This window comes from Pseudomonas sp. GV105, assembly GCF_003058185.1.
GTDB lineage: Bacteria > Pseudomonadota > Gammaproteobacteria > Pseudomonadales > Pseudomonadaceae > Aquipseudomonas > Aquipseudomonas veronii.
This window is the reverse complement of record NZ_QBUF01000004.1, coordinates 320,489-345,476: the sequence shown is the minus strand read 5'-3', so window position 1 is coordinate 345,476 and position 24,988 is coordinate 320,489. Positions and strand designations below refer to the sequence as shown.

26 protein-coding genes and 1 other RNA gene are annotated in these 24,988 nt (G+C 62.3%); 10 read left to right on the top strand and 17 right to left on the bottom strand.

Annotation, left to right across the window (positions count from 1 at the left end):
- Positions 1-4 precede the first annotated feature (4 nt).
- The 4 genes from C8K66_RS10065 to C8K66_RS10050 all read left to right on the top strand — a co-directional run bounded on the left by C8K66_RS10065 (position 5) and on the right by C8K66_RS10050 (position 3,287).
- Positions 5-1,174, top strand: coding sequence for a putative zinc-binding metallopeptidase (locus C8K66_RS10065; protein WP_108524741.1), 1,170 nt, complete (start codon positions 5-7; stop codon positions 1,172-1,174).
- A gap of 133 nt (positions 1,175-1,307) precedes the next feature.
- Positions 1,308-1,404: signal recognition particle sRNA small type (ffs, locus tag C8K66_RS10060), an RNA gene on the top strand.
- A gap of 244 nt (positions 1,405-1,648) precedes the next feature.
- On the top strand, positions 1,649-2,695 hold the full coding sequence (locus C8K66_RS10055; protein WP_108524739.1) for an N-acetylmuramidase family protein: 1,047 nt from the start codon (positions 1,649-1,651) through the stop codon (positions 2,693-2,695).
- Position 2,696: 1 nt separating this feature from the next.
- Entirely contained in the window at positions 2,697-3,287 is a 591-nt protein-coding gene (locus C8K66_RS10050; RefSeq protein ID WP_108524737.1) for a hypothetical protein, read from the top strand.
- 7 nt (positions 3,288-3,294) lie between these two features.
- On the opposite strand, the gene C8K66_RS10045 is transcribed toward C8K66_RS10050, so the two are convergent.
- A complete protein-coding gene (locus C8K66_RS10045; RefSeq protein ID WP_108524735.1) occupies positions 3,295-4,164 on the bottom strand; it encodes a LysR family transcriptional regulator in 870 nt (289 codons plus the stop codon).
- Between the two features lie 102 nt (positions 4,165-4,266).
- Between C8K66_RS10045 and C8K66_RS10040 the strand changes: the two genes are divergently transcribed.
- On the top strand, positions 4,267-5,232 hold the full coding sequence (locus C8K66_RS10040) for a DMT family transporter (RefSeq protein ID WP_108524733.1): 966 nt from the start codon (positions 4,267-4,269) through the stop codon (positions 5,230-5,232).
- On the opposite strand, the gene C8K66_RS10035 is transcribed toward C8K66_RS10040, so the two are convergent.
- Both C8K66_RS10035 and C8K66_RS10030 read right to left on the bottom strand, forming a co-directional pair.
- Entirely contained in the window at positions 5,146-5,517 is a 372-nt protein-coding gene (locus C8K66_RS10035) for a VOC family protein (protein ID WP_046382451.1), read from the bottom strand. The genes C8K66_RS10040 and C8K66_RS10035 overlap by 87 nt on opposite strands.
- 51 nt (positions 5,518-5,568) lie before the next feature.
- Positions 5,569-6,330 carry an ABC transporter substrate-binding protein gene (locus C8K66_RS10030; protein ID WP_057003822.1) on the bottom strand — a complete coding sequence of 254 codons (762 nt, stop codon included), beginning with the start codon at positions 6,328-6,330 and terminating at the stop codon, positions 5,569-5,571.
- Between the two features lie 133 nt (positions 6,331-6,463).
- On the opposite strand from C8K66_RS10030, the gene dnaX reads away from it, so the two are divergent.
- The 4 genes from dnaX (at position 6,464) to recR (ending at position 10,761) form a co-directional block, all read left to right on the top strand.
- Complete coding sequence (gene dnaX, locus C8K66_RS10025) at positions 6,464-8,506, top strand: DNA polymerase III subunit gamma/tau (protein WP_046382452.1); 2,043 nt, start codon at positions 6,464-6,466, stop codon at positions 8,504-8,506.
- Between the two features lie 43 nt (positions 8,507-8,549).
- Complete coding sequence (locus C8K66_RS10020; RefSeq protein ID WP_017527493.1) at positions 8,550-8,888, top strand: YbaB/EbfC family nucleoid-associated protein; 339 nt, start codon at positions 8,550-8,552, stop codon at positions 8,886-8,888.
- Between the two features lie 169 nt (positions 8,889-9,057).
- A complete protein-coding gene (locus tag C8K66_RS10015) occupies positions 9,058-10,092 on the top strand; it encodes an NADP-dependent oxidoreductase (protein WP_046382453.1) in 1,035 nt (344 codons plus the stop codon).
- Between the two features lie 66 nt (positions 10,093-10,158).
- On the top strand, positions 10,159-10,761 hold the full coding sequence (gene recR / locus C8K66_RS10010) for a recombination mediator RecR (protein ID WP_017845247.1): 603 nt from the start codon (positions 10,159-10,161) through the stop codon (positions 10,759-10,761).
- Between the two features lie 70 nt (positions 10,762-10,831).
- On the opposite strand, the gene C8K66_RS10005 is transcribed toward recR, so the two are convergent.
- Together C8K66_RS10005 and fnr are read right to left on the bottom strand one after the other, a co-directional pair.
- A complete protein-coding gene (locus C8K66_RS10005; RefSeq protein WP_017845248.1) occupies positions 10,832-11,380 on the bottom strand; it encodes an adenine phosphoribosyltransferase in 549 nt (182 codons plus the stop codon).
- An 81-nt stretch (positions 11,381-11,461) separates the two neighbouring features.
- On the bottom strand, positions 11,462-12,196 hold the full coding sequence (fnr, locus tag C8K66_RS10000; protein ID WP_017845249.1) for a fumarate/nitrate reduction transcriptional regulator Fnr: 735 nt from the start codon (positions 12,194-12,196) through the stop codon (positions 11,462-11,464).
- A gap of 155 nt (positions 12,197-12,351) precedes the next feature.
- Here fnr and C8K66_RS09995 point away from each other — a divergent pair, with 155 nt between their 5' ends.
- Positions 12,352-12,849: a hypothetical protein gene (locus C8K66_RS09995; RefSeq protein ID WP_079444494.1), complete on the top strand. Its 498-nt coding sequence runs from the start codon at positions 12,352-12,354 to the stop codon at positions 12,847-12,849.
- A 5-nt stretch (positions 12,850-12,854) separates the two neighbouring features.
- Here C8K66_RS09995 and hemN read toward each other — a convergent pair whose 3' ends face one another.
- The 12 genes from hemN to C8K66_RS09935 all read right to left on the bottom strand — a co-directional run bounded on the left by hemN (position 12,855) and on the right by C8K66_RS09935 (position 24,988).
- A complete protein-coding gene (gene hemN / locus C8K66_RS09990; protein WP_017845251.1) occupies positions 12,855-14,237 on the bottom strand; it encodes an oxygen-independent coproporphyrinogen III oxidase in 1,383 nt (460 codons plus the stop codon).
- 103 nt (positions 14,238-14,340) lie between these two features.
- Positions 14,341-15,024, bottom strand: coding sequence for a sulfite exporter TauE/SafE family protein (locus C8K66_RS09985; RefSeq protein ID WP_108524731.1), 684 nt, complete (start codon positions 15,022-15,024; stop codon positions 14,341-14,343).
- Positions 15,017-15,235 (bottom strand): cbb3-type cytochrome oxidase assembly protein CcoS, encoded by a 219-nt coding sequence (ccoS, locus tag C8K66_RS09980; protein WP_046382456.1) that lies wholly within the window; start codon positions 15,233-15,235, stop codon positions 15,017-15,019. Before ccoS ends, C8K66_RS09985 begins: the two co-directional genes overlap by 8 nt.
- Before the next feature lie 22 nt (positions 15,236-15,257).
- Positions 15,258-17,708 (bottom strand): heavy metal translocating P-type ATPase, encoded by a 2,451-nt coding sequence (locus C8K66_RS09975; protein ID WP_017845254.1) that lies wholly within the window; start codon positions 17,706-17,708, stop codon positions 15,258-15,260.
- A 115-nt stretch (positions 17,709-17,823) separates the two neighbouring features.
- On the bottom strand, positions 17,824-18,363 hold the full coding sequence (locus tag C8K66_RS09970; protein WP_017845255.1) for a FixH family protein: 540 nt from the start codon (positions 18,361-18,363) through the stop codon (positions 17,824-17,826).
- Positions 18,364-18,378: 15 nt separating this feature from the next.
- Positions 18,379-19,794 (bottom strand): cytochrome c oxidase accessory protein CcoG, encoded by a 1,416-nt coding sequence (gene ccoG, locus C8K66_RS09965; protein WP_017845256.1) that lies wholly within the window; start codon positions 19,792-19,794, stop codon positions 18,379-18,381.
- Positions 19,795-20,137: 343 nt separating this feature from the next.
- Positions 20,138-21,115: a cytochrome-c oxidase, cbb3-type subunit III gene (gene ccoP, locus C8K66_RS09960; RefSeq protein WP_017845257.1), complete on the bottom strand. Its 978-nt coding sequence runs from the start codon at positions 21,113-21,115 to the stop codon at positions 20,138-20,140.
- Entirely contained in the window at positions 21,112-21,297 is a 186-nt protein-coding gene (locus tag C8K66_RS09955) for a CcoQ/FixQ family Cbb3-type cytochrome c oxidase assembly chaperone (protein WP_016775513.1), read from the bottom strand. The genes ccoP (C8K66_RS09960) and C8K66_RS09955 overlap by 4 nt, the downstream gene beginning before the upstream one ends.
- Before the next feature lie 6 nt (positions 21,298-21,303).
- The gene (gene ccoO / locus C8K66_RS09950; RefSeq protein WP_017845258.1) at positions 21,304-21,912 is read right to left on the bottom strand and encodes a cytochrome-c oxidase, cbb3-type subunit II; all 609 of its coding nucleotides are present in this window, start codon (positions 21,910-21,912) and stop codon (positions 21,304-21,306) included.
- Positions 21,912-23,354, bottom strand: a complete 1,443-nt coding sequence (ccoN, locus tag C8K66_RS09945; protein WP_017845259.1) for a cytochrome-c oxidase, cbb3-type subunit I — start codon at positions 23,352-23,354, stop codon at positions 21,912-21,914. Before ccoN ends, ccoO begins: the two co-directional genes overlap by 1 nt.
- Before the next feature lie 483 nt (positions 23,355-23,837).
- Complete coding sequence (gene ccoP, locus C8K66_RS09940) at positions 23,838-24,785, bottom strand: cytochrome-c oxidase, cbb3-type subunit III (protein ID WP_057003828.1); 948 nt, start codon at positions 24,783-24,785, stop codon at positions 23,838-23,840.
- Positions 24,782-24,988, bottom strand: coding sequence for a cbb3-type cytochrome c oxidase subunit 3 (locus C8K66_RS09935; protein ID WP_017845261.1), 207 nt, complete (start codon positions 24,986-24,988; stop codon positions 24,782-24,784). The genes ccoP (C8K66_RS09940) and C8K66_RS09935 overlap by 4 nt, the downstream gene beginning before the upstream one ends.

The following is a 24,988-nucleotide window of genomic DNA, read 5'->3' as shown; positions in this document are numbered from 1 at the left end:
CGCCATGTACCGCTTCTTCGAGCAACTCAGTTCGCGCATCGCCGCACCGTTCATGGCCGAATCCTCGCGCAACAGCAAGGTCTGGCAGTGCCGGTGTGGCCAGTCGTTGTTCTTTCGCAACAGCCAATGCCTGGCCTGCTCGGCGCTGCTCGGCTACCCACCGCAACAAAGCCGCCTGTCTTCATTGCACGCGGGCCCGGTCGTCGACACTTGGCTGTTGGACGACAACCCCGACGCCGGCGCTTTCCGCCGCTGCGCCAACCTCGACAGCCCGGCCGCCTGCAACTGGCTGATTCCCGCCCACAGCACCGCCGCGCTGTGCGTGGCGTGCAGCCTGAATCGCACCATTCCCGACCTGTCGATCGCAGAAAACCCCGAGCGCTGGGGCAAGGTCGAGACCGCCAAGCGCCGGCTGGTGGCGCAACTGATCAGCCTGGGCCTGCAGGTCGTGCCCAAAAGCGTCGACGAAGACAACGGCCTGGCCTTCGACTTCGTCGGCATCGACCTGGAAGGCAATGCGCCGACCACCGGCCATGCCAACGGCCTGATCACCCTCGACATCAAGGAAGCCGACGACGCCCACCGCGAAAAAATCCGCGTGCAGATGCGCGAGCCGTACCGCACCTTGCTCGGCCACTTTCGCCATGAAGTCGGCCATTACTATTGGGATCGGCTGATCGCCAACAGCCACTGGCTTCCAGCGTTTCGCCACCTGTTCGGCGACGAACGCGCCAGTTACGCCGACGCCCTCGACCAGCACTACCAGAACGGCCCGCGCGCGGATTGGCACCACACCTGCGTCAGCGCCTACGCCACCATGCACCCCTGGGAAGACTGGGCCGAAACCTGGGCGCATTATCTGCACATGATGGACGCCGTCGACACCGCCCTGGGCTTCGGCATGAGCGCCCGCGAAATGGACCTGGATTACCAGCCGTTCCCCCGCGCCACCCTCTACGACCCCGAACACCCCGGCGGCGCGGCGTTCCTGTCATTCGTCAACGCCTGGATCGAACTGGCCGGCATGCTCAACGAACTGTCCCGCGCCATGGGCCAGCCGGATTTCTACCCCTTCGTACTGCCACCGGCAGTGATCGCCAAGCTGCACTTCATTCACCTGGTCATCCAGGAAGAGGGCGGCAGGGCGGATGAGGCCCTGCAGGCACAGGCATGAAGGAGAGATCCGGACGGTTAGGGCAAGTGCTTGAACCTCTTCATTTTTTAATCCCGTACTAACGGTTGTAACTTCCGATCAGATCGGTACAATGGCGCGGCTTGCCGAGAGGCCAGCGTCGTTATGGTGACCCCATCGGTCCCCCCGCAACGATTACCCGTGAACCTGGTCAGAGCCGGAAGGCAGCAGCCACAGCGGGAACATTGTGTGCCGGGGTGTGGCTGGTGGGGTTGCCTCCATAACGCTCCTCCTTGCCGTACCTCTTCTGTTTCACATCCTTCCAGCTTCTTTTCAGTCATCTGCCGTTGTTTTACTGCGCAGCGTATGACGGCTATTTCACACCGTTAAAAAGCCCTGCTGGACAACCTCAAACCACCTTGTTAGTTTCCGCCGGCCACTTGTTTCAGAGTATGACAATGGTGCTGATTTGATATTGAAGTGCTATCACTTCTTTAACTAACAAGGATGTCTGTGATGAAAAGCCTGCAAGGGTTACCCCGTCTTATCAGTGCTTCAGTTGGCGCGCCCGGTAAAGCCCGTAACTTGCCCGCCGATGTTCAGTGCATTCAGTATTTATTCAATTTGATCATCCCCAAGATGGGGTTTCCGTTGGCTGAAAACGGCAAGTGCGACGGCCAATTGGTGCAGTGCATCAGCCAGTATCAGTTCCGTCATCTCAAGTACGCCCATCCCGATGGCGTGATCGACCCCACCGGCCGCACGTTCAACAGCCTGATCGAGGAAGCGGTGAAGGTGCCGGTAAAGGCCTTCCCGACGATGCGTATCCCGAGCTTTCTCAATGTGTTCGGCAGCAACAGCGGCGATGCGGTGCAGGCCACGGTCAATGTGTACCTGGACCGCATGCGCGCGATGGTCGAGGCCGAGCGGCGCAATCGGCAGTTGATACTTCAGGCCACGTGCGACGGGGGCATGACCCTGAGCGATAGCGACTTCCAGAACGCCGCTACGCAGTTGGGCAATGGTATTTCCGTCAATATCATCAGGGCCTTTGCCACCGTGGAATCGGGTGGGCGTTCCGGGTTCGGCCCGGCCAAGTTGCCGGTGATCGCCTTTGAGGGGCACCAGTTTCGCAAGTACACCAAGCGTATCTACGACCAGGCGCACCCGCTGCTGTCGTACCCCTACGTCAGAAAGGCCGGGCCGCAGTGGCAGGTCAATAACAAGGATCAGATCAAGGCCTGGGAAACCATGGCCACCGCATTTGCGCTGAATCAGGAAGCTGCCTTGATGTCGGCGTCATGGGGCATGTTTCAGATCATGGGGTTCAATTTCGCGGCATGCGGTTACACAAGCGTATTTGAGTTCGTTGCCGCATTAAAAGTTAATGCCGGTAATCAACTAAAGGCTTTCCTCGCCTTGTGCAGCCACAGCCCGGCATTGATGAAAGCCATGAAAGCCAAAGACTTTACCGCCATGGCCCGTAACTATAACGGCGAGGACTACGGCAACTATGATGACCTCATGAAAAAAGCCTACGACGCACTTGAGAGGAAAAAATAAGATGATCCGTTATCTCGCGATGGGTGTGTTGTCGTGGTGTGCCGTGGCGCCGGTATTCGCCGGTTCCGCTGTGTTGCATTCGGGCAAGTACGAAGGGTTGATGCTGGCGGTGACGCCCGAGCATCAGGTCGAAGGTTTCTACGCCGAAGAACTGGGCGAGGGCGTGACCCGTGGTTGCGCATTCTACCTGCAGGGCCAGCCCGACGCGTTGACCACCTGGCTTGACGATGCCTACCCCGGCAGCGTGGCGCCTTCGTCCGACGGCGTGACCCTGACCGTCGAACAGGGTCGTCAGCATCCCGGTTGCGTCAGTGTGTTGATGCCGGAAATCGCCACCGGCCTGGACCTGAGCCAGACTGCCAACAAGCCATGGATCGGCCTGGTGACCGTGTCCGCCGACAAGGCCTACTTGCTGAAGACCCCGGGCGCCAAGGCGGCCAAGCGTGCGTATATCGTCAAAGGGGATGTGGTCGGCGTGCTGGCGTTCAAGGACGGCTGGGCCCAGGTCGAGTTCGTCAATGCTCAGGATCGGTCGTTCATCGGCTGGATCAGCCAGGATCAGTACGCGCGATTGGCTGCCCCGAAAAGCTGATGTTCGCTCAGGGTTGGCCGAAGGTTTCGCGCAGCAGCCCTGCGAATGCATCACGGGCCAGATGTCGCTGGGTGTCCTTGTGCCAGAACAGCAGGTTATCCACGGCCGCCAGTTCTTCGAACCGGTATGACGCCAGCTGATTGGCCTGCTCATAGCGCGCCAGAATGCCCTCCGGCGCCAGCGCCACTCCGATCCCCGCGCTGACGCAGCCGATGATCGTGCCCCAACTGGCATAGCTGGCGATGGTCGGCTTGAAGTCATGGGGCTTGACCCAGTTTTCCAAGGCGGCGCGATAAGGGCAGCCAGGCGGCCAGACGAGCAGGGTACGCCCTGCCAGGTCCTCGGCACGCTTGATCGGTGCGCTGCAGGCGCTGGCGATCAGCACCAGGCGTTCGCTGTAGACCACGCTGTTTTCGAGCTTGGAGCGTTTGTTGCCGGCGGCCACCAGCGCCACGTCCAGGCGGTGGTGTTGCAGGTCGTCGAGCAGTTGGCCCCAGGCGCCGGTCACCAGTTCGAGGCTGACGTCGGGGTAGCGTCGATGGTATTCCGCCAGCAGCGGTGGCAGGCGGCCGCTGGCGCAGGACTCCACCGCGCCGATCCGCAAGGTGCCCCGCGGGATAGCGTTGGCGTCCACCGCGCGTTTGGATTCGTCCACCAGGGCCAGGATGCGTTCGCAGTAATCGAGGAAGATTTCACCGGCGGCGCTGATCGCCAGCCCGCGTCCGGCACGGATGAACAGCGGCGTGCCCAATTCGCTTTCCAGCTGTTTGATGCGCGTGGTGATGTTCGACGGCACGCAATGCAATTGCGCCGCGGCCTGAGCCACGCTGCCGGTTTGCGCCACGGCTCGCACCATCTTCAGTTGGGCCATTTCCATTGCTCAGTTCCACTGATTTCAGAAGTCAGAAACGCTTAATTGTCCTACGGCGTGACCCGGCCAAGACTGGCGGCATTCCTTCTCTGTTTCTGGATGCCGTTGATGAATTCCCCGTCACGCCTAAAGCTTACGCTAGTCATCGCCAGCGTGATCCTCTGCTGGGCCTATTCGCCGATTGGCGTACACATGGGGCTGCGCAGCTACAGTCCGGGTCAACTGGCGTTGCTGCGGTTTTTGATTGCCTCGGTGTTTATGGGCGGCGTCGCGTTGGTGCTGGATATCGGTCGGCCGCGCCTGCGAGATGTGCCGTGGTTGCTGGTGCTGGGTTTTTTCGGGGTGTTCCTGCATCACACTTGCCTCAACTATGGGCAGCAATGGGTCACGGCGGCGGCGTCCAGTGTATTGGCGCAGTCGGCGCCGCTGTTCAGTGTGCTGATCGCGTTTTTTGGCTTGAGGGAGCGGGTCAGTGTCTGGCGCTGGAGCTGTGTGTTGCTGGGGTTGCTTGGCGTGCTGGTGGTGATCTGGGGTGAGCAGGGCGTGGGCGACATCGACCCGCGTGGGCTGTTGATCCTGCTGGCGGCGGTGTCATGGAGCGTGTATTTCGCCATCCAGAAACACTGTGCCCACCGCTACAGCCCGCTGACCCTGGCGTGCTACATGGTGTGGTCGGGCACCTTGATGCTCTGCGTGAACCTGCCAGGCCTGCCCGCCGCCGTGGCGCAGACGCCCTGGCCGGAAAACCTGGCGGTGCTGGTGCTGGGCATTTTCCCGAGTGCCTTGGCGTACCTGGCCTGGGCTTATGTGTTGAAGCATGTCGAGGTCAGCCGTGCATCGGTGGCGATGTACTTGATTCCGCCGGTGGCCATGGCGATGGCGGCGATATTGCTGGGCGAGCACGTCGCCGGGCAGGTGATGCTCGGCGCGATGATCGTGCTCGCCAGTGTGGCGGCCATCAGCCTCGAAGGCCGTTGGCGGCGCGGCTCAGTTGCTCATGCAGAACGCGCGCAACCGATGACCGTCGAGGTCCTGGGCGACAAAGGTGTAGCCAAAGTCCAGGGCGGTCGGTGACTGGATGATCGTGGCGCCCCGCGCCAGCCATTGGGCATGCAGGGCATCCACGGCGGCGTTGTCGGGCAGGGGGAAACCCAATTCGCCGCCACCGCCCGTGACCTGGGTGGCCGGCTCTACGCTGTGGCGCGACCACAGGCCGAGCTTGACGCCATTATCGAGAATGAACAGGGCGAAGGTCGGGTTCAATTCAACCGGTGGCTTGTCCAGCAGGCGGCTGTAGAAGTTGGCGCTGGTGGCGGGGCTGTCGACATACAGCAGGAAGTATTGGGCGACGGCGTTCATGGAGGCTCCTTGAGGACGGGGTGGTTGAGCCCAGTCTAAAAGGCGGCGCTGTCAGTTCTTGTCAGGAGCGTGCAGGGGCACGGCGTTTTCGCCGGTGTACAGCTGGATGATGTCGTCGATTTCGCCTGACATCTTCATCCGCAGCAGGGTGCGCAGGATTTGTTGCACCGGCAGGTCCGGGTCGTTGCGCACGGCGCAGCCCAGGCTTTGCTCCTCGATGACGGCGACTTTGTGCAGTCGCTGTTCCATCGGCAGGTGCTGGTTGAAGCGGTCGACGATCCATTCATTGCTCACCGCGTACTTGAAGCGCCCGGCCACCAGTTTGTGCAGCACTTGTTCTTCGCTGCGGGCGTCGTCGCGCCTCAGTTGGCCTTTGGCGAACAATGGGTCGAGCGTGGGGTAGCGATAATTGAGCACCGTTCCGATCGACTGCGGCGCCAGCCGGGCCAATTGCACCGGCTGGTTGCGGACGCTGACCAATACGTTGCGCTGGACCAGCAACGGCAGGCTCCAGAGGTAGTCGCCAGACAGGTTGTCGAGCCAGGCCTGGGCGACATAACAGCGCACATCGATGTCGCCATGGGCCATGGCCGCGGCAATGCGTGCCCGCGCCAGTACGTGGAACTCGGCCGGGCGGCCGACCTGGGTGGCCAGGCTTGACATCAGGTCATACAAAATACCCTGGGTGGGCTGGCCGTCCTCCACTTGCACCATAGGCATCGCCCAACTGTCGGAAACCGAGAAACGCAACGGTGCGGGCGCCGCAAGGCTGGCGGTGGTGAGCATCCATAAGGCGCCCAGGACTACGCGCATACACTCTCCGGGTTCAGGCCTTTTCGGGGCCGCTCAGGCAATCTTAGGCAGATAAGGCAAGCGTGCCGGATGCAATTTCCCCCTTGCTCCGCTAGCATTACCGGCTTCCGCTTCTCAGTTGCGACGGTTTTCGATGAGTTATCAGGTTCTTGCACGTAAATGGCGCCCGCGCTCGTTCCGCGAAATGGTCGGCCAGACCCATGTGCTCAAGGCTCTGATCAATGCCTTGGACAGCCAACGGCTGCACCACGCCTACCTGTTTACCGGTACTCGCGGTGTCGGCAAGACTACCATTGCCCGAATCATTGCCAAGTGCCTGAACTGTGAGACGGGCATCACCTCGACGCCCTGCGGCACCTGCTCGGTATGCCGCGAGATCGACGAAGGGCGTTTCGTCGACCTGATCGAGATCGACGCCGCGAGCCGCACCAAGGTTGAAGATACCCGCGAGCTGCTCGATAACGTGCAGTACGCGCCGAGCCGTGGCCGCTTCAAGGTCTACCTGATCGACGAAGTCCACATGCTTTCCAGTCATTCGTTCAACGCATTGTTGAAAACCCTGGAAGAGCCGCCGCCCTACGTCAAATTCATCCTGGCGACCACCGACCCGCAGAAACTCCCTGCAACGATTTTGTCGCGGTGCCTGCAGTTCTCCCTGAAAAACATGACCCCGGAGCGCGTGGTCGAGCACTTGACCCACGTGCTGGGTGTCGAAAACGTACCGTTCGAAGACGACGCGCTGTGGCTGCTCGGCCGTGCCGCCGATGGTTCGATGCGTGACGCCATGAGCCTCACCGACCAGGCCATCGCCTTTGGTGAAGGCAAGGTCATGGCCGCCGATGTGCGTGCCATGCTCGGCACCCTCGACCACGGCCAGGTGTTCGACGTGCTGCACGCGCTGATCGAAGGCGACGCCAAGGCGTTGCTCGAAGCCGTGCGCCACTTGTCGGAACAAGGCCCGGACTGGAACGGTGTGCTCTCGGAAATCCTCAACGTGCTGCACCGCGTCGCCATCGCCCAGGCCCTGCCCGAAGGCGTCGACAACGGCCACGGCGACCGCGACCGCGTGTTGGCCCTGGCCCAGGCGTTGCCCGCCGAAGACGTGCAGTTCTACTACCAGATGGGCCTGATCGGTCGCCGCGACTTGCCCCTCGCACCAGACCCGCGTGGCGGCTTCGAAATGGTCCTGCTGCGCATGCTGGCCTTCCGCCCCGCCGACGCGACGGACGCGCCGAGACAGCCGCTAAAGCCAGTGGGGATCAGCCAGGCCACAGTTGATTCCGCCAAATCAGTGGCTGGCGCGGCGGTGGTCGCGCCAGCGGTTGCTGCGCCTGCGCCGGTTGCGCCGGTGCCTGAGCCGGTGGTTGTCGCGCCGGTGCCGGTCGTCGAGCCCGAACCGGCCCCGGTGGTCGACCTGCCCTGGAATGCCCCGGCAGAGGCTGAACCCGAGGTCGAGCTGCAGCCCGCCGTGGAGCCCGTGCTGGAAACCGCCGGCGAGCAGCCCGAGCTGACGCCGATGCCTACGCCAATGCCGGACAGCGTGGTGCCGGATGCGCCGGAATGGGTCAGTGCGCCCGTCCCCGAGCCGACCGTCGCCCAGGTGGACGCCGCAACGCCCGGCATCGACCTGGACGACGAACCGCCGCTGGACGAAGACTACATCGAGCCGGACATCGATTCGGCCTACAGCTACCTCGACGAACTGGCCAGCGAACACACCGCCGAGCCGGCCCCCGAGCCCGAAGCGGAACCCGCTGCCGCGCCGGCCACCGGCCTGGCCCTGCAATGGCTGGAGCTGTTCCCGAAACTGCCGATTTCCGGCATGACCGGCAGCATCGCCGCCAACTGCACCCTGATCGCCATCGAGGGCGACCACTGGTTGCTGCACCTGGACCCGGCCCACAGCGCCCTGTTCAACGCGACCCAGCAGCGCCGGCTCAACGATGCCCTCAACCAGTATCATGAGCGCACGCTGAGCATCACCATCGAGTTGATCAAGCCCGAGCAGGAAACCCCGGCCCAGGCCGCGACCCGCCGACGCCTCAATCGCCAGCGCGAGGCCGAGGAGTCGATCCACGGTGACCCGCTCATCCAACAATTGATGCAACAGTTCGGCGCGGTCGTCCGTCACGATACTATTGAACCTGTCGAAGCCCCGGTGCCCCAGGCGTCATGACACCGGGCTACTTATTGATCCACGTACTTTTGAGGTGATTCCCATGATGAAAGGTGGCATGGCCGGCCTGATGAAGCAGGCACAGCAGATGCAGGAAAAGATGGCCAAGATGCAGGAAGAGCTGGCCAACGCCGAAGTCACCGGTAAAGCCGGTGGCGATATGGTCAGCGTGGTGATGACCGGTCGTCACGACATCAAGCGCGTGAGCATCGACCCGAGCCTGCTCGAAGGCGTCAGCGATGACGACCGTGAAGTGCTGGAAGATCTGTTCGCTGCGGCCGTCAATGACGCTGTGCGCAAGATCGAAGCCAACAGCCAGGACAAAATGTCCGGCGTGACCGCTGGCATGCAACTGCCACCGGGCATGAAACTGCCGTTCTGATCGGCCAGCCTTAGCTAGACTGGAATGCCAGGCATCGCGCCTGGCATTTTTTTTGGCTGTTTTCCCCTGCGTAGCGGCTACGCAAGGGTAACTTTGTCGAACCTCGGTGCCTTGGCCAGTGTCTGCACTTGATGCCATTGAATTCGACCCTCGATAACGGAGCCCCCCGATGCCTCAAGAACCGATGCTTAACCAGCGCATTGTCCTGGTCTCGCGCCCTCACGGCGCGCCAACCGCGGAAAACTTCCGCCTCGAACGTGTGACCCTGCCGGAACTGGCAGACGGCCAAGTCCTGTTGAAGACGCTGTACCTGTCCCTCGACCCCTACATGCGCGGGCGCATGAGTGATGCACCGTCCTACGCCGCTCCGGTGGAAATCGACGAAGTGATGACGGGTGGCGCTGTCAGCCGTATCGAGCAGTCGCGCAACCCGAAATTCGAAGCGGGCGACCTGGTGGTCGGCTCCACCGGCTGGCAAAGCCACAGCATTAGCGACGGTCGCAACCTGATGCCGGTGCCCAACGGTCTGGCCAGCCCGTCGATGGCGTTGGGCGTGCTGGGCATGCCGGGCATGACCGCCTACATGGGCCTGATGGACATCGGCCAGCCCAAGGCCGGCGAAACCCTGGTGGTGGCGGCCGCGTCCGGTGCGGTGGGCTCGGTGGTGGGCCAGGTGGCCAAGCTCAAGGGCCTGCGCGTGGTGGGTGTCGCGGGCGGGGCCGACAAGTGCCGTTACGTGGTGGATGAGCTGGGCTTTGATGCCTGCATCGATCACAAAAGCGAGAACTTCGCCGATGAATTGGCCCTCGCCTGTTTCAAGGGCGTGGATATTTACTTTGAAAACGTCGGCGGCAAGGTGTTCGATGCCGTGCTGCCGCTGCTCAACCCCAAGGCGCGGATCCCGCTATGCGGGCTGATCGCCGGCTATAACGCCCATGAAGCGCCCAGCGGCCCTGATCGACTGCCGGCGCTGCAACGCACCTTGCTGACCAAGCGCGTGCGTATCCAGGGCTTTATCGTGTTCGATGACTACGGCGATCGCCAGCCGGAATTCCTCAGCGCCATGGCGCCGTGGGTACGCGACGGCAAGATCAAGTTCCGCGAAGACATGGTCGACGGCCTGGAACACGCGCCTCAAGCCTTTATCGGTTTGCTCGAAGGACGCAACTTCGGCAAGTTGGTGGTGCGCGTCGCGCAGGATTGAGCATTTGACGCTAATCCGGGGCGCGGGTATAAACCGCGTCTCGTTGTTTTGTCGGACCCTTCGCCCATGAGCTTCAGCCCCCTGATTCGCCAACTGATCGACGCCCTGCGCACTTTGCCCGGTGTCGGCCAGAAAACCGCCCAGCGCATGGCGCTGCAACTGCTGGAGCGTGATCGCAGCGGCGGCACCCGGTTGGCCCAGGCCTTGAGCCAGGCCATGGAGGGCGTTGGTCACTGTCGCCAGTGCCGCACCCTCACCGAGGAAGAACTCTGCCCGCAATGCGCCGACCCGCGTCGCGATGACACGCTGTTATGCGTGGTGGAAGGGCCGATGGACGTGTACGCGGTGGAACAGACCGGTTATCGCGGGCGCTATTTCGTGCTCAAAGGCCATCTGTCGCCGTTGGACGGCCTGGGCCCGGAAGCCATCGGCATTCCGCAATTGGTGGCGCGGATCGAAGCGCAGGGCACGTTTACTGAAGTGATCCTGGCCACCAACCCGACCGTGGAGGGTGAAGCGACCGCGCATTACATCGCCCAACTGCTGAGCAACAAAGGCCTGGTCACCTCGCGGATCGCCCACGGTGTGCCGCTGGGTGGCGAGCTGGAGTTGGTGGACGGCGGCACCCTGGCGCATTCGTTTGCCGGTCGCAAACCCATCGCGCTTTAAGCCACGCGGCAGGTCAAGGTGTGGGAGGGGGCTTGCTCCCACATGGGTTGTGTGGTGTCGGTGATAATCCTCAACGCTCGCTCAGCGCAAATTGCGTCAGGCAAAACGTCGGAATCTCCATATCTTCCAGGCGTTGTGTGCCACCCAGTTCCGGCAGGTCGATAATCGCCGCCGCTTCGAACACCTTCGCGCCCATGCGCCGCACCAGGTTTGCTGCGGCGATCAGCGTGCCGCCGGTGGCGATCAGGTCATCGAAGATCAGCACCGAGTCGCCTTCACACAGGCTGTCGGCATGCACTTCGAGGAAGGCTTCGCCGTATTCGGTCTGGTAACCCTCGGCCAACACGTCGGCCGGCAGCTTGCCCTGTTTGCGGAACAGGATCAGCGGTTTGTTCAATTGGTAGGCGATGATCGAGCCGATCAGGAAACCCCGGGCATCCATCGCACCGATATGGCTGAAATCGGCTTCGACGTAGCGGTGGACGAAGGTGTCGGCCACCAGGCGCAGGGCCTTGGGCGACTGGAACAGCGGCGTGATGTCACGAAAGATCACCCCAGGCTTGGGGAAGTCGATGACAGGGCGGATCAGGGATTTGATGTCGAACGAATCGAAGGTCATCGTCGCAGAGTCCAGGGGCGGAAAACGGACTCGAAGTATACCTTGCGGCCTGGCCGATTGGCGCGGCCGCAAGTGTCTGGATCAGCCCTCCAGGGAGCCGCCCGCCAACGCACACAGCTGGATCGGGTCGAGGATGTGTACTTCCTTGCCTTCGGCGGCAAGCAGTTCGTTCTGCTGGAAACGGGTAAATACCCGGGACACGGTTTCCACCGCCAGGCCCAGGTAATTGCCGATTTCATTGCGCGACATGCTCAGGCGGAACTGGTTGGCCGAGAAACCACGGGCACGGAACCGCGCCGACAGGTTGACCAGGAAGGTGGCGATGCGCTCGTCGGCGGTTTTCTTCGACAACAGCAGCATCATTTGCTGGTCGTCCCGGATCTCGCGGCTCATGACACGCATCAGTTGGCGGCGCAGTTGCGGCAGTTGCAGGGCCAGTTCGTCCAGGCGTTCGAAAGGAATTTCGCACACCGATGTGGTCTCCAGTGCCTGAGCCGACACCGGATGAATCTCGGTGTCCATCCCCGACAACCCGACCAGCTCGCTCGGCAGGTGGAAGCCGGTGATCTGCTCTTCGCCACTGTCGCTCAGGCTGAAGGTCTTCAATGCACCCGAACGTACTGCATAGACAGAATCGAACTTGTCGCCCTGGCGATATAGAAACTCGCCTTTTTTCAGTGGGCGTCCACGTTTAACGATTTCGTCCAGCGCATCCATGTCTTCCAGATTCAATGAAAGTGGTAAGCAGAGGGGGGCCAGGCTGCAATCCTTGCAATGGGCCTGGCTGTTAGCGCGCAGCTTAACGGGCTCGGACATTTCTTAAATCCTTGTGGGAAAACACACATAAGACATAAGGGTAACGCACTGTGGGTAGAAGAGGCCAGCATGGACGAAAAACCGATGCCGGGATAAAGATTATTGTATCGATGCCGATACAAGTCAGTGTCCCTTAGAGCCTGGAGGCTCACATCATGCTTTCCATCGGTGAAAACTCTGCTGCCAAGCTGCCGGTTCCGGCGGTTCGCGAGCCCAAGGACCTGGTGGCGGAGGCTAAAGAAGCCAAGGCCGCCAAAGCACTTGAGGACGCCACGTCGGCGCCGCTGCGTCCGGCCAAGGCGGTCGAGGGCGTGACCGTGACTATTTCCGGAGCGGCATTGAAGGCGGCGGGTACCGCGAAGAAAGCCAACAGCGATATCGAAGAGAGTGGCCTGCCGGATAACATTCAGCAGACGCTGAAAATGATCCGTCAGATCAAGGAGCAGATCGCCAAGAAACAGGCCGAGCTGGCTGCAGTGATGGCGGACACGAGCCTGACGCCTGACCAGGCGCGGGTCAAGGCCAGCAACCTGCAAGCCTCACTCAGCGCACTGCAGGCGAGCCTGGTGACCGCGCAAGCCTCGCTGGCCAAAGCCATGAAAGGCCTGAGCGGCGAAGACGCCATGAAGGCGGCCTCCCTGGCGATGGCATAGAACCTTCAGATCACCCGCGAAAAGCGCTGCCGGTTCTGATGTTCCAGGTAGGCATCGAACACCATGCACACCGAGCGCACCAGCAGCCGCCCGGCCGGTAGAACGCGAATGCCTTGTGCGTCCAGTTCGATCAGGCCGTCGTCGGCCATCGTTTCGAGTTGCGGCCAGATCTCGTCGAAGTAGCCGCGAAAATCGATATTGAACGCCTGTTCGATCTGCTCGAATGTCAGGCTGAAATTACAGATCAATTGCTGAATCACTTCCCGCCGCAACCGATCGTCCGTGGTGCAGACCAGGCCGCGGTTGGTCGCCAGTTGCGCGTCGGCCAGGGCGTTCTGGTAGCTATTGAGGTCGCTGGTGTTTTGGCAATACAGATCGCCGATCTGGCTGATGGCCGACACCCCGAGCCCGATCAGGTCGCAATGGCCGTGGGTGGTGTAGCCCTGGAAGTTGCGTTGCAGGGTGCCTTCTTCCTGGGCAATGGCCAATTCGTCGTCCGGTAGCGCGAAGTGGTCCATGCCGATGTAGCGGTAGCCGGCGTCGGTCAACTGTTCGATGGTGGTTTGCAGCATCTGCAGTTTTGCCGCCGGGGACGGCAGGTCATCGGCGTTGATCCGCCGCTGAGGCATGAAGCGTTCCGGCAAGTGCGCGTAGTTGAACACCGACAGGCGATCCGGTTGCAACTTGATCACTTCTTCCACGGTGCGCGCGAAGTTGATCGGGGTTTGCTTGGGCAGGCCGTAGATCAGGTCGATATTGATCGAGCGGTACTGCAAGGTGCGCGCGGCATCGATCACGGCGCGGGTTTCTTCCAGGCTTTGCAGGCGATTGACCGCCCGTTGCACTTCCGGGTCGAGGTCTTGCAGGCCGATACTGACGCGGTTGAAGCCCAGCTCGCGCAGCAGGCCCATGGTTGCCCAGTCGGCTTCGCGCGGGTCGATCTCGATGCTGTAGTCGCCGGAATCGTCATCGAGCAGGTTGAAATGCTTGCGCAGGCAGGCCATCACCTGGCGCAGTTCGTCATGGCTGAGAAAAGTCGGGGTGCCACCGCCGAAATGCAGTTGCTCCACGGTCTGTTTCGGATCGAGGTGGCAGGCGATCAGTTGGATCTCTTGTTCCAGGCGCTGCAGGTAGGGCTGGGCGCGGCCGCGGTCCTTGGTGATGACTTTGTTGCAGGCGCAGTAGTAGCAGATGTTGGCGCAGAACGGCACGTGCACATACAGCGACAACGGGCGTGCAGCCTTGCGGCTGTCGCGCAGGGCGTGGAGCAGGTCGAAGGAGCCGACCTGGCTGTCGAATTGCACTGCGGTGGGGTAGGACGTGTAGCGTGGCCCCGCCAAATCGTAGCGATGAATCAGGTTGCTGTCCCAACGAATGGCGTCGAGCATGCGGGCGTTCCCCCGGATAGACTAGTCGGCCGAGTCTAGGGGCGTGGCGGATATGGCATCTTGATTTGCGTCAACGGGGAGCGGCGCTATGCCACATGGCCTTTTAGTGGCCCATTAGCCAGTGCTGATGGGGGCCGGGCAAGGTCCAGATACCGAACAGAATCACCAGCACGCCGCCGGCGGTACGCACACTGCGTTTGCGCAATAATGCCGTGACGCGTTCGGCGGCCAGCCCGGTCGCCAGCAGCACTGGCCAGGTACCCAGGCCGAACGCCAGCATCAGCACCGCACTGTCCAGCGCATTGCCTTGGCTGGCGGCCCAAAGCAGGGTGCTGTAGACCAACCCGCACGGCAACCAGCCCCACAGCGCGCCCAACAGCAGGGCGCGGGGCAGGCTGGACACCGGCAGCAAACGGTTGGCAACCGGCTGGATGTGCCGCCACAGGCCGCGACCGAGGCTTTCGATGCGGGTGAGGCCGCTCCACCAGCCGGCCAGGTACAGGCCCATGCTGATCAGCAGCAGGCCGGCCAGCCCGCGCATGAACATCGCCGCCGGGCTGTTGGCCACGGCCCAGCCGGCCAGGCCGATCAGCAGGCCGGCGGTGGCGTAGCTGAGGATGCGCCCCAGGTTGTACGCGAGCAGCAGGCGGAACCTGCGGCTGCGTTGCTCCTTGGGGATCGCCAGGGTCAGCGCACCCATCAGGCCGCCGCACATGCCCAGGCAATGGCCGCCCCCCAGCAGGCCAAGGATCAGCGCGGAGACCAGCAGCGGCGCCAGATCAAGCATGGGGTGGATCTTTCGGGTCGGTCGGGGGCTCGGGGCTGTTGGCCTCGTCGACGGCGGCCAGGTGGTTTGGGTCCTGATCGTCGAACAGCACGCTGTGGGCCGGGCCGTCGAGGTCGTCGTACTGGCCGCTGTCCACCGCCCAGAAGAAGATGTAGATGGCGATGGCCACAATCAGCAGCGCCGCCGGAATCATCACGTATAAAGCTGGCATCTGCACTCCATGCCCGCGCGGCTCAAGCCGGCAACGGGCGGGTTACTGAGGGGGTGCTGGCGGTCGGCGCGCTCGGCAGGCGAGTCAGGCGCAGGGCGTTGAGCACCACGGTCAACGAACTGAGGGACATGCCGACCGCGGCCCAGATCGGCGTGATCCAGCCGAGCGCGGCAAACGGCAGCATAAGGCCATTGTACAGCCCGGCCCACAGCAGATTCTCCATGATCACCCGACGGGTGCGCCGCGCCAAGGTAAACGCTTGCACCAGGGCGTCGAGGCGGTTGGACAGCAGCACCGCGTCGGCGCTGGTTTTTGCCAGGTCGGTGGCCGAGCCCATGGCCACGCTGATATCGGCGGCGGCCAGCACCGGCACATCGTTCACGCCATCGCCGAGCATCAGCACTTTGCGCCCTTCCTTGTGCAGTTGTTGCAGCACTTGCAGCTTGTCATCGGGGCGCAGGCCGCCGTGGGCTTCGTCGATGCCCAGTTCGGCGGCGACGCTGGCGACCATCGGCGAACTGTCGCCCGACAGCAGCAGCGTGCGCCAACCGCGTGCCTTGCAGGCCGCCAGCAGGGCCGGGGCGTCGCTGCGCAGGCGGTCATCCAGGACGAACCAGGCGAGGGCGCCGTCGCGGTCGCCCAACAGCAGCCATTGCCCGGCTTCATCCGGCGCGGCGGGGATCGGGCAGCCGCTGAGTTCACACACATAGCCCGGTTGGCCGATGCGCAGTTGACGTTCGCCCACCCAGCCTTCCAGGCCGAGGCCGGGGGAACTGAGCACTTCGTCGGCGGCCAGGGGCGCGCGCCCGAAGGCACGGGCGATCGGGTGTTCTGAGCGATTTTCCAGGGCGGCGGCGAGGCCCAGGCACTGGTCGCTGTTCAACGCTCCCAGGGGGCGGATCGCACGCAGCGCCAGGCGCCCTTCGGTGAGGGTGCCGGTCTTGTCGAAAATCACCGTGTCGATCTGGTTCAGGCCTTCCAGCACATGGCCGCGGGTCAGCAGCAGGCCGAGTTTGTGCAGGGTGCCGGTGGCGGCCGTCAGGGCGGTCGGCGTGGCCAGCGACAGCGCGCACGGGCAGGTCGCCACCAGCATTGCCAGGACGATCCAGAACGCCCGCGACGCGTCCAACTGCCACCACAACAGGCCGATCAGCACGGCGGCGACCAGCGAGCCGAGCAGGAACCACTGTGCGGCGCGATCGGCGATTTGCGCCAGGTGCGGTTTCTCGGCCTGGGCCCGCTCCAGCAGGCGCACGATGGCGGACAGGCGCGTGTCATGGCCCAGGGCGCGCACTTCGACGGTCAGCGCGCCCTCGACGTTGAGGGTGCCGGCCGTTACCGCATCGCCGACTTGACGCGGTTGCGGCAGGTATTCGCCGGTGAGCAGGGATTCGTCGATGCTCGACTGGCCGTCGAGAATCACCCCGTCCGCCGGCAGCACGGCACCGGGATGAACCAGCACGCGGTCGCCCAGGGCCAGCTCGGGGAGCAGGATGCGTTCGCTCTGGCCTTCAGCGTTCAAACGCAGGCATGAGGCAGGCAGCAGGTTGACCAACTGCGCGGTAGCGGCGGCCGTGCGTTCGCGGGCCCGCCGCTCCAGGTAGCGGCCGGCCAGCAGGAACAGCGCGAACATGCCCACCGCATCGAAATACAGTTCACCGACGCCGGTGATCGCGGTCCAGATGCCGGCCAGGTAAGCCCCGCCAATGGCCAGGGATACCGACACGTCCATGGTCAGGTGGCGGGTGCGCAGGTCGCGCATGGCGCCCTTGAAAAACGGCGCACAGCTGTAGAACACGATGGGCGTGGTCAGAAACATCGCGACCCAGCGCAGGATGACGTGCAGTTCGGCGCTCAGGTCGATATTGAATTCCGGCCAGGTGGCCATGGTCGCCATCATCGCCTGGAACCACAGCAACCCGGCAACGCCGAGTTGGCGCAAGGCCAGACGGTTTTCGCCGGCCAATTGCTCGGCGGCGCGATCTGCCTGATAGGGGTGGGCGGCGTAACCGATATGGCGCAGCTCACTGAGCAGTTGGCTCAGCGGCAGTTGCCCGTCGGCCCAGCGTACCTGCAGGCGATGGTTGGACAGGTTCAGGCGCGCCTCAGCCACGGCGGGCAGGCTGCGCAGGTGTTTTTCGATCAGCCAGCCACAGGCCGCGCAACTGATGCCTTCCATCAACAGCGTGGCTTCGGCCAGTTCGCCATCGTGGCGCACGAAGGGTTTTTGCACATCGGCGCGGTCGTACAGCGCCAGTTCGTCGACCAATTGCACCGGCAGTGCCTCGGGGTTGGCCGAGGCTTCGCTGCGGTGCTGGTAATAGCTTTCCAACCCGCCCGCCACGATCGCTTCGGCCACGGCCTGGCAGCCCGGGCAGCAGAGTTCGCGGCGCTCGCCGAGGATCACGGCGGTGAAGCGGCTACCGGGTGGAACGGGCAGGGCGCAGTGGTAGCAGGGGGTTGGGGTGGTCATGGCGTTAGATCTTTGGTGGCGGGTAGGGCCTCATCGCGGGCAAGCCCGCTCCCACAGTGGATCGCGGTGTCCATGTGGGAGCGGGCTTGCCCGCGATGCGTGAAGCGCAGCCTGTTTACTTCTTCAGATCTTCAGCACCCTGCAGCGGTTCATCCCCGAGCAGCAAGTCCTTGTCGTGGTTGACCTGTTCTTCTTCGAACAAGCGCCAGGTCCTGTCGCCTTCCACGCCGAGCAGTTCGACGAAGCGCCGACCTTCGACCTTGTCGGTGACCTGGCCGATGTAGCGACCGGGTTCGCTGTCGCTGCGGGCCAGGTTGATCTTGCGGTCCTTCTCGGGCTGAGTCGGCGAAATCAGGTTCAGTTCCAGGGTGCTCGGGTTGCTGTAGCCGGTGAGGTGCAGTTCGACTTCACCGGTCAGCTCATCCAGATGCACCTTGGCGCGCAGTTGCAGGGTCTGGGCCAGGCGTTCGCGGTCCAGGGAGCGGTTGATGCCTTTGCCGGCCTCGTAGTAGTTGTCGTTGACCAGGTTGTCCGGGTTGTTCACTGCAATGGTCACCATGGACAAGGTCAAGGTCACCGAGCAGGCCAGGATACCAATGATGATCCAGGGCCAGAGGTGCTTGTACCAGGGGCTTGCGGCAGTGGCTACGGGCATTGTTCAGCTCTCTCGTTAACGAACTTGTGGGCCGATGAATCGGCTCTTGGCTTCAATGTGGACGCTGGCGTCATCGGCATCCTTGAGGATGAATTTCACCTCGTTGGTGCTCGACGGCAATTGCTCCGGCGCGCTCGACAGTTCGACCGGCATGCTGACGATGTCGCCGGCAGCCACCTTGATTTCGCGGCGGCCTTGCAGCTTGAGGTCCGGCAGCCCGGCAGCATCAAGCACATACGTGTGGTCGCGCTGGTCTTTGTTCATGATCTTCAGGCTGTAGACGTTCTCGATCCGTCCTTCAGCGTTTTCGCGGTACAGCACACGGTCTTTGCTGACGTCGAAACCCACCAGCGGACGCATGAAAAATGCCGTGGCCAACAGGCTCATCATCGCCAGCAATACCAGCGCATAGCCGATCAGGCGCGGACGCAGCTTGTGGGTTTTCTGCCCCGACAGGTTGTGCTCGGTGGTGTAGCTGATCAGGCCGCGCGGGTAATCCATCTTGTCCATGATGTTGTCGCAGGCGTCGATACACGCGGCGCAGCCGATGCATTCGATCTGCAGGCCATCGCGGATGTCGATGCCGGTCGGGCACACCTGCACGCACATTGTGCAATCGATGCAATCGCCGAGGCCCTGGGCCTTGTAGTCGGCGCCTTTTTTACGCGGGCCACGCACTTCGCCACGACGTGGGTCGTAGGAGACGATCAGGGTGTCTTTGTCGAACATCACGCTTTGGAAACGCGCATAGGGGCACATGTAGATGCACACCTGTTCGCGCAGCCAGCCGGCGTTGCCGTAGGTGGCGAGCGTGAAGAAACCGACCCAGAAATACGACCAGCCATCGGCCTGGCCGGTGAAGAAGTCGAACACCAGTTCGCGGATCGGCGAGAAATAACCGACGAAGGTCATGCCGGTGACAAAACCGATCAGCAGCCACAGCGTGTGTTTGCTGAACTTGCGCAGGAACTTGTTGGCGCCCATCGGCGCCTTGTCCAGCTTGATGCGCTGGTTACGGTCGCCTTCGGTGACTTTTTCGCACCACATGAAGATCCACGTCCACACGCTTTGCGGGCAGGTATACCCGCACCAGATGCGCCCCGCGTACACCGTGATGAAGAACAGGCCAAAGGCCGCGACGATCAGGATGCCCGAGAGGAGGATGAAGTCCTGGGGCCAGAAGGTCGCACCGAAAATGAAGAACTTACGTTCCGGCAGGTCCCACCACACGGCCTGGTGACCACCCCAGTTCAGCCACACCGTGCCGAAGTAGAGCAGGAACAGACCGGCGCCGCCAAGCATGCGCAGGTTGCGGAACAGGCCCGTGAAGGCGCGGGTGTAGATTTTCTCTCGCGACGCGTAGAGGTCGACACCGTTGTTGGAGTTTTTGGCAGGTGGAGTAACGTCTTGTACCGGTATTTGCTTGCTCATCATTGCATCCCACGGCGGTGGAGATTTGCCTCGGCCAGTACGTGCCGGTCGGGGTCAAATGAAGGGTCTTGCAGTGGCGTAATGATACGCCCCCGATGACGCGCAAAGGGTGCGACCTTTGGTCGCGTTGGGGGAAATCAATTGATGGTGTAGGTGACGTGGATCAATTGACTTGTGAAGTATGGACGGTTTTTGCGCGTGGAGCGGTTATTCGTCCCATGGGTTAACCCATGAACCAGAGCAGTAGCGGCGATCAACGCATCGATTTCATTGGCCCATATAGCTGCCAGAAAAAAGCCCCGCCAGTTTGTACTGTGCGGGGCTTTTGTGTTTCTGATGAAGCTTACTGCTCTTGAGCCTTCTTATCCCCATGGGACAAGCTGTAAACATATGCGGCCAGCAAATGCACCTTGTCGTTCCCTTGCAGTAATTCCTGTGCAGGCATCTGGCCCTGGCGGCCGTAACGGATGGTCTGCTGCAGTTGGGCGAAGCTTGAACCGTAGATGAACGCGCCCGGGTGAGTCAGGTCGGGTGCGCCCATGGCGGGTGTGCCTTTACCGGCCGGGCCGTGGCAGGCCACGCAGTTGGCGGCGAAGAGTTTCCCGCCGTTGGCCACATCGGCCTTGGCGCCTTCCGGCAGTTTGCGGCCGTCGAGGTTGGTCACCACGAAGCCCGCCACGTCGGCCACGCCCTGTTCGCCGATGACTTCGGCCCAGGCCGGCATCACCGCGTGGCGGCCTTTCATGATGGTTTCCTTGATGGTCGCGGGCTCGCCGCCCCAGCGCCAGTCGGCGTCGGTCAGGTTAGGGAAGCCGTAGGCTCCCTTGGCGTCCGAACCGTGGCATACCGAGCAGTTGGAGGCAAACAGACGGCCGCCCATCTTCAGGGCCTGCGGGTCTTTGGCAACCTCTTCAATCGGCATCGCGGCGAATTTGGCGAAGATCGGCCCGAACTTGGCGTCCGACCTGGCCATTTCCTTTTCCCACTCATGCACGCCGGTCCAGCCGGTCTGGCCGTTGGCGAAGGCGGTCTGCTTGTCGTTGTCGAGGTAGTTGTAGCCCGGCAGCAGACCTTTCCAATTGCCCAGGCCGGGGTACAGCACCAGGTAGCCGAGGGCGAAGACGATGGTGCCGACGAACAGCATGAACCACCATTTCGGCAGTGGGTTGTCGTACTCCTCGATACCGTCGAACGAGTGGCCGACAGTCTCGTCCGTTTGCTCGGCGCGCTGGCCCTTGCGGGTCGACAGCAGCAGCCAGGTCAGGGCGAAAATGGTACCCAGACTGAGGACTGTGACGTACAGACTCCAGAACGTAGTCATTCTTTGTTACTCCTAGAAGCTTGCTCGACGTGCTTGATGGCTTCGGGGTCATCCGCAAAGGGCAGCATGGTTGCGTCGTCAAACTCCGACTTGCGCTTGGGGCTGAACACCCACAGCGCCAGGCCGATAAAGGCCACCATCACGACAACGGTGCCCAGGCCACGAATCATCCCGATATCCATGAAGAATCACCGTTTGCTTTTGATGATGGTGCCAAGGCCTTGCAGGTAGGCCACCAATGCGTCCATTTCGGTCTTGCCCTTCACGGCTGCGGCTGCACCGGCGATGTCTTCGTCGGTGTAGGGCACGCCCAGGGTGCGCAAGACTTCCATCTTCTTCGCGGTGTCCTTGCCGTCGAGCTTGTTTTCCACGAGGAACGGGTACGCCGGCATTTTCGACTCAGGCACAACGTTGCGCGGGTTGTACAAGTGCGCGCGTTGCCAGTCATCGGAGTAGCGTCCGCCGACACGGGCCAGGTCCGGCCCGGTACGCTTGGAACCCCACAGGAACGGGTGGTCCCACACGCTTTCACCGGCCACGGAGTAGTGGCCATAACGTTCGGTTTCGGCGCGGAACGGACGGATCATCTGCGAGTGGCAGCCGACACAGCCGTTGGCGATGTAGATGTCGCGGCCTTCCAGTTCAAGGGCGGTACGCGGTTTCATGCCTTCGACCGGCTTGTTGGTCACGTCCTGGAAGAACAGCGGAACGATCTGGGTCAGGCCGCCGATACTCACGGCGATGACCATGAAGAAGGCCAGCAGGCCGATATTCTTCTCGACTACTTCGTGCTTCATCAGTGGGCTCCCACAACGGCGATCTTGGCGGCGGCTTCGGCTTCTGCAGGGTCGGAGGCACGCACGGTGCGCCAGACGTTGTAGGCCATGAACAGCATGCCGGAGGCAAAGAACGCGCCGCCCAGGGCACGGACGATGTAGCCCGGGTGGCTGGCTTGCAGCGCTTCGACGAAGGAGTAGGTGAGGGTGCCGTCATCGTTGATCGCACGCCACATCAGGCCTTGGGTAATGCCGTTGACCCACATCGAGGCGATGTAGAGCACGGTGCCGATGGTGGCCAGCCAGAAGTGCGTATTGATCAACCCGACGCTGTGCATCTGCGCACGCCCGAAGATTTTCGGGATCATGTGGTACAGCGCGCCGATGGAGATCATCGCTACCCAGCCGAGCGCACCGGCGTGTACGTGGCCGATGGTCCAGTCGGTGTAGTGCGACAGCGAGTTGACGGTCTTGATCGCCATCATCGGCCCTTCGAAGGTCGACATGCCGTAGAACGCCAGCGAAACCACCAGGAAGCGCAGGATCGGGTCGGTGCGCAGCTTATGCCAGGCGCCCGAGAGGGTCATCATGCCGTTGATCATGCCGCCCCAGCTTGGCGCCAGCAGGATGATCGACATCGCCATGCCCAACGACTGTGCCCAATCCGGCAGCGCGGTGTAGTGCAGGTGGTGCGGACCGGCCCAGATGTACAGGGTGATCAGCGCCCAGAAGTGGACGATGGACAGACGGTAAGAGTAGATGGGACGTTCGGCCTGTTTCGGCACGAAGTAATACATCATCCCCAGGAAACCGGTGGTGAGGAAGAACCCCACGGCGTTGTGGCCGTACCACCACTGGATCATCGCATCCGTCGCTCCGGCGTAGGCCGAATAGGACTTGAACAGGGTGACCGGCAACGACGCATGGTTGACGATGTGCAGCATCGCCGTCACCAGGATGAAGGCACCGTAGAACCAGTTACCCACATAGATGTGCTTGGTCTTGCGCTTGGCGATGGTGCCGAAGAACACCACCGCGTAGATCACCCAGACAATCGCGAGCAAAATGGCGATGGGCCATTCCAGCTCGGCGTATTCCTTGGTGGTGGTGTAGCCCAGCGGCAACGAGATGCCGGCCCCGACGATCACGGCTTGCCATCCCCAGAAGGTGAAGGCGGCGAGGCCGTCGGAAATCAGTCGCGTCTGGCAGGTTCGCTGCACGACATAGTAGGAGGTGGCAAATAATGCACATCCGCCGAAGGCGAAAATCACCAGGTTAGTGTGCAGCGGGCGTAGGCGGCCGAAGGTCGTCCATGGCAGGCCGAAATTCAATTCCGGCCAGACCAGTTGCGAGGCGATGAAGACCCCGAGCCCCATGCCAAGGATCCCCCAGACCACCGTCATGATGGCGAACTGGCGGACTACCTTATAGTTATAAGCAGTCGGACTGATTGCTGTGCTCATTCTAAGGTTCCACGGTTTAGGTTTTTTTATAGGTAAAAATCGGTCGCAAGTATGTAGAAACCGAGGTGCCATTGCAACGCAAGGGTGACCTGTGTCAATGCGTGCCACGCCAGATTCTGCGCCCTTTCCATGTTTGATGTAAGGACAAAATCCGAAATCAAAAACTGATCGATCGGACAGGAATTTTTGCGTGACGCGTCGGCGGGTGACTCGCTGTGTGTCGACACGCTGCTGAAGCGATGAACGGTCAGTGGCACGACAGCCGGTCGCTGCCAGCCTTTGCGCCTGTCATCCCTGCAGAAGTATGCAACCCAGCGCGTGCAAGTCGACCGTCGACCGGTCTGTACCGATCCGCTGTGCAGACAAGCGTAGACCCGAATGGCAGGAGGGGAAAGCAGTGCTTTGGAAGGGTGCGACACTTGGTCGCGTAGGAGGGTTGAGCTACCGCCCCCGGATCAGGGGCGGCAGTTCAGGGGTGGAGCGTTACTCTGCCTGGCGTTGCGGCGTTGCGCCGTCAGCGTTGTGGGAGAGGCTGTAAACATAAGCGGCCAGCAGGTGAACCTTGTCATTGCCTTGCAGCACTTCCTGCGCCGGCATCTGGCCTTGACGGCCGTGGCGAATGGTTTGCTGCAACTGCGCCAGGCTGGTGCCGTAGATAAAGCCGCTTGGCTCGGTCAGGTTCGGCGCGCCCATGGCTTCGGTGCCGTGGCCTTGCGGACCGTGGCAGGCCACGCAGGTGGTGTTGAACGTGGCTTGGCCGGCGACCAGGTCAGCGCCGCTGTCGGCTGGCAGTGGCAGCTTGGCCAGGTCGTGACGCACATAGGCCGCGACGTTTTTCACACCGTCTTCGCCCAGCACTTCGCCCCAGGCCGGCATCGCCGCGTGGCGACCGCCCATGATGGTGGTCTTGATCGCCTCGGCGGAACCGCCCCAGCGCCAGTTATTGTCCGCCAGGTTCGGGAAGCCATACGCGCCCTTGGCATCCGAGCCGTGGCACACCGCGCAGTTGGAGGCGAACAGGCGCCCGCCCATTTTCAGCGCTTGTGGGTCTTTGGCGACTTCTTCCACTGGCATGGCCGAGAATTTGGCGAAGATCGGCCCGAACTTGGCGTCGGCCTTGGCCATTTCCTTGTCCCATTCCTTGGTCGAGGTCCAGCCACCTTCATAGCCCGGCAGGACGCCTTTCCAGTTGCCCAGGCCCGGGTAGAGGATCAAGTAGCCGACGGCGAACAGCAGGGTGCCGGCGAACAACATGAACCACCACTGAGGCAGCGGGTTGTCGTATTCCTCAATGCCGTCGAAGGCGTGGCCCATGGTCTGGTCGACACTGCCCTTGGTCTCGCCCTTGCGGGTGCCGAACAGCAGCCAGGTCAGGCCGATCAGGCTGCCGATGGTCAGTACGCAGATCCATGTACTCCAGAAGGTAGTCATGGCCGATTGCTCCTTGTTGCAGGCGCTTCTTGAGCGTCGGATGGGGTGGCGGTGGGTTCGTCGGCAAACGGCAGCAGGCGTGCCTGCTCGAATTCCGCATTGCGTCGGTTGTTGAATACCCACAGCGAGAGGCCGATAAAGGCGATGGCAACGACTAGCGTGCCGAGGCCGCGGATGGTGCCCGCATCGAATTCAAATCCCAT

Excerpts from the sequence above, each read along its gene's own strand:
- C8K66_RS10065 (WP_108524741.1), top strand. The coding sequence starts at position 5 with ATGTACCGCTTCTTCGAGCAACTCAGTTCGCGCATCGCCGCACCGTTC.
- C8K66_RS10055 (WP_108524739.1), top strand. The coding sequence starts at position 1,649 with ATGAAAAGCCTGCAAGGGTTACCCCGTCTTATCAGTGCTTCAGTTGGC.
- C8K66_RS10050 (WP_108524737.1), top strand. The coding sequence starts at position 2,697 with ATGATCCGTTATCTCGCGATGGGTGTGTTGTCGTGGTGTGCCGTGGCG.
- C8K66_RS10045 (WP_108524735.1), bottom strand. The coding sequence starts at position 4,164 with ATGGAAATGGCCCAACTGAAGATGGTGCGAGCCGTGGCGCAAACCGGC.
- C8K66_RS10040 (WP_108524733.1), top strand. The coding sequence starts at position 4,267 with ATGAATTCCCCGTCACGCCTAAAGCTTACGCTAGTCATCGCCAGCGTG.
- C8K66_RS10035 (WP_046382451.1), bottom strand. The coding sequence starts at position 5,517 with ATGAACGCCGTCGCCCAATACTTCCTGCTGTATGTCGACAGCCCCGCC.
- C8K66_RS10030 (WP_057003822.1), bottom strand. The coding sequence starts at position 6,330 with ATGCGCGTAGTCCTGGGCGCCTTATGGATGCTCACCACCGCCAGCCTT.
- dnaX (WP_046382452.1), top strand. The coding sequence starts at position 6,464 with ATGAGTTATCAGGTTCTTGCACGTAAATGGCGCCCGCGCTCGTTCCGC.
- C8K66_RS10020 (WP_017527493.1), top strand. The coding sequence starts at position 8,550 with ATGATGAAAGGTGGCATGGCCGGCCTGATGAAGCAGGCACAGCAGATG.
- C8K66_RS10015 (WP_046382453.1), top strand. The coding sequence starts at position 9,058 with ATGCCTCAAGAACCGATGCTTAACCAGCGCATTGTCCTGGTCTCGCGC.
- recR (WP_017845247.1), top strand. The coding sequence starts at position 10,159 with ATGAGCTTCAGCCCCCTGATTCGCCAACTGATCGACGCCCTGCGCACT.
- C8K66_RS10005 (WP_017845248.1), bottom strand. The coding sequence starts at position 11,380 with ATGACCTTCGATTCGTTCGACATCAAATCCCTGATCCGCCCTGTCATC.
- fnr (WP_017845249.1), bottom strand. The coding sequence starts at position 12,196 with ATGTCCGAGCCCGTTAAGCTGCGCGCTAACAGCCAGGCCCATTGCAAG.
- C8K66_RS09995 (WP_079444494.1), top strand. The coding sequence starts at position 12,352 with ATGCTTTCCATCGGTGAAAACTCTGCTGCCAAGCTGCCGGTTCCGGCG.
- hemN (WP_017845251.1), bottom strand. The coding sequence starts at position 14,237 with ATGCTCGACGCCATTCGTTGGGACAGCAACCTGATTCATCGCTACGAT.
- C8K66_RS09985 (WP_108524731.1), bottom strand. The coding sequence starts at position 15,024 with ATGCTTGATCTGGCGCCGCTGCTGGTCTCCGCGCTGATCCTTGGCCTG.
- ccoS (WP_046382456.1), bottom strand. The coding sequence starts at position 15,235 with ATGCCAGCTTTATACGTGATGATTCCGGCGGCGCTGCTGATTGTGGCC.
- C8K66_RS09975 (WP_017845254.1), bottom strand. The coding sequence starts at position 17,708 with ATGACCACCCCAACCCCCTGCTACCACTGCGCCCTGCCCGTTCCACCC.
- C8K66_RS09970 (WP_017845255.1), bottom strand. The coding sequence starts at position 18,363 with ATGCCCGTAGCCACTGCCGCAAGCCCCTGGTACAAGCACCTCTGGCCC.
- ccoG (WP_017845256.1), bottom strand. The coding sequence starts at position 19,794 with ATGAGCAAGCAAATACCGGTACAAGACGTTACTCCACCTGCCAAAAAC.
- ccoP (WP_017845257.1), bottom strand. The coding sequence starts at position 21,115 with ATGACTACGTTCTGGAGTCTGTACGTCACAGTCCTCAGTCTGGGTACC.
- C8K66_RS09955 (WP_016775513.1), bottom strand. The coding sequence starts at position 21,297 with ATGGATATCGGGATGATTCGTGGCCTGGGCACCGTTGTCGTGATGGTG.
- ccoO (WP_017845258.1), bottom strand. The coding sequence starts at position 21,912 with ATGAAGCACGAAGTAGTCGAGAAGAATATCGGCCTGCTGGCCTTCTTC.
- ccoN (WP_017845259.1), bottom strand. The coding sequence starts at position 23,354 with ATGAGCACAGCAATCAGTCCGACTGCTTATAACTATAAGGTAGTCCGC.
- ccoP (WP_057003828.1), bottom strand. The coding sequence starts at position 24,785 with ATGACTACCTTCTGGAGTACATGGATCTGCGTACTGACCATCGGCAGC.
- C8K66_RS09935 (WP_017845261.1), bottom strand. The coding sequence starts at position 24,988 with ATGGGATTTGAATTCGATGCGGGCACCATCCGCGGCCTCGGCACGCTA.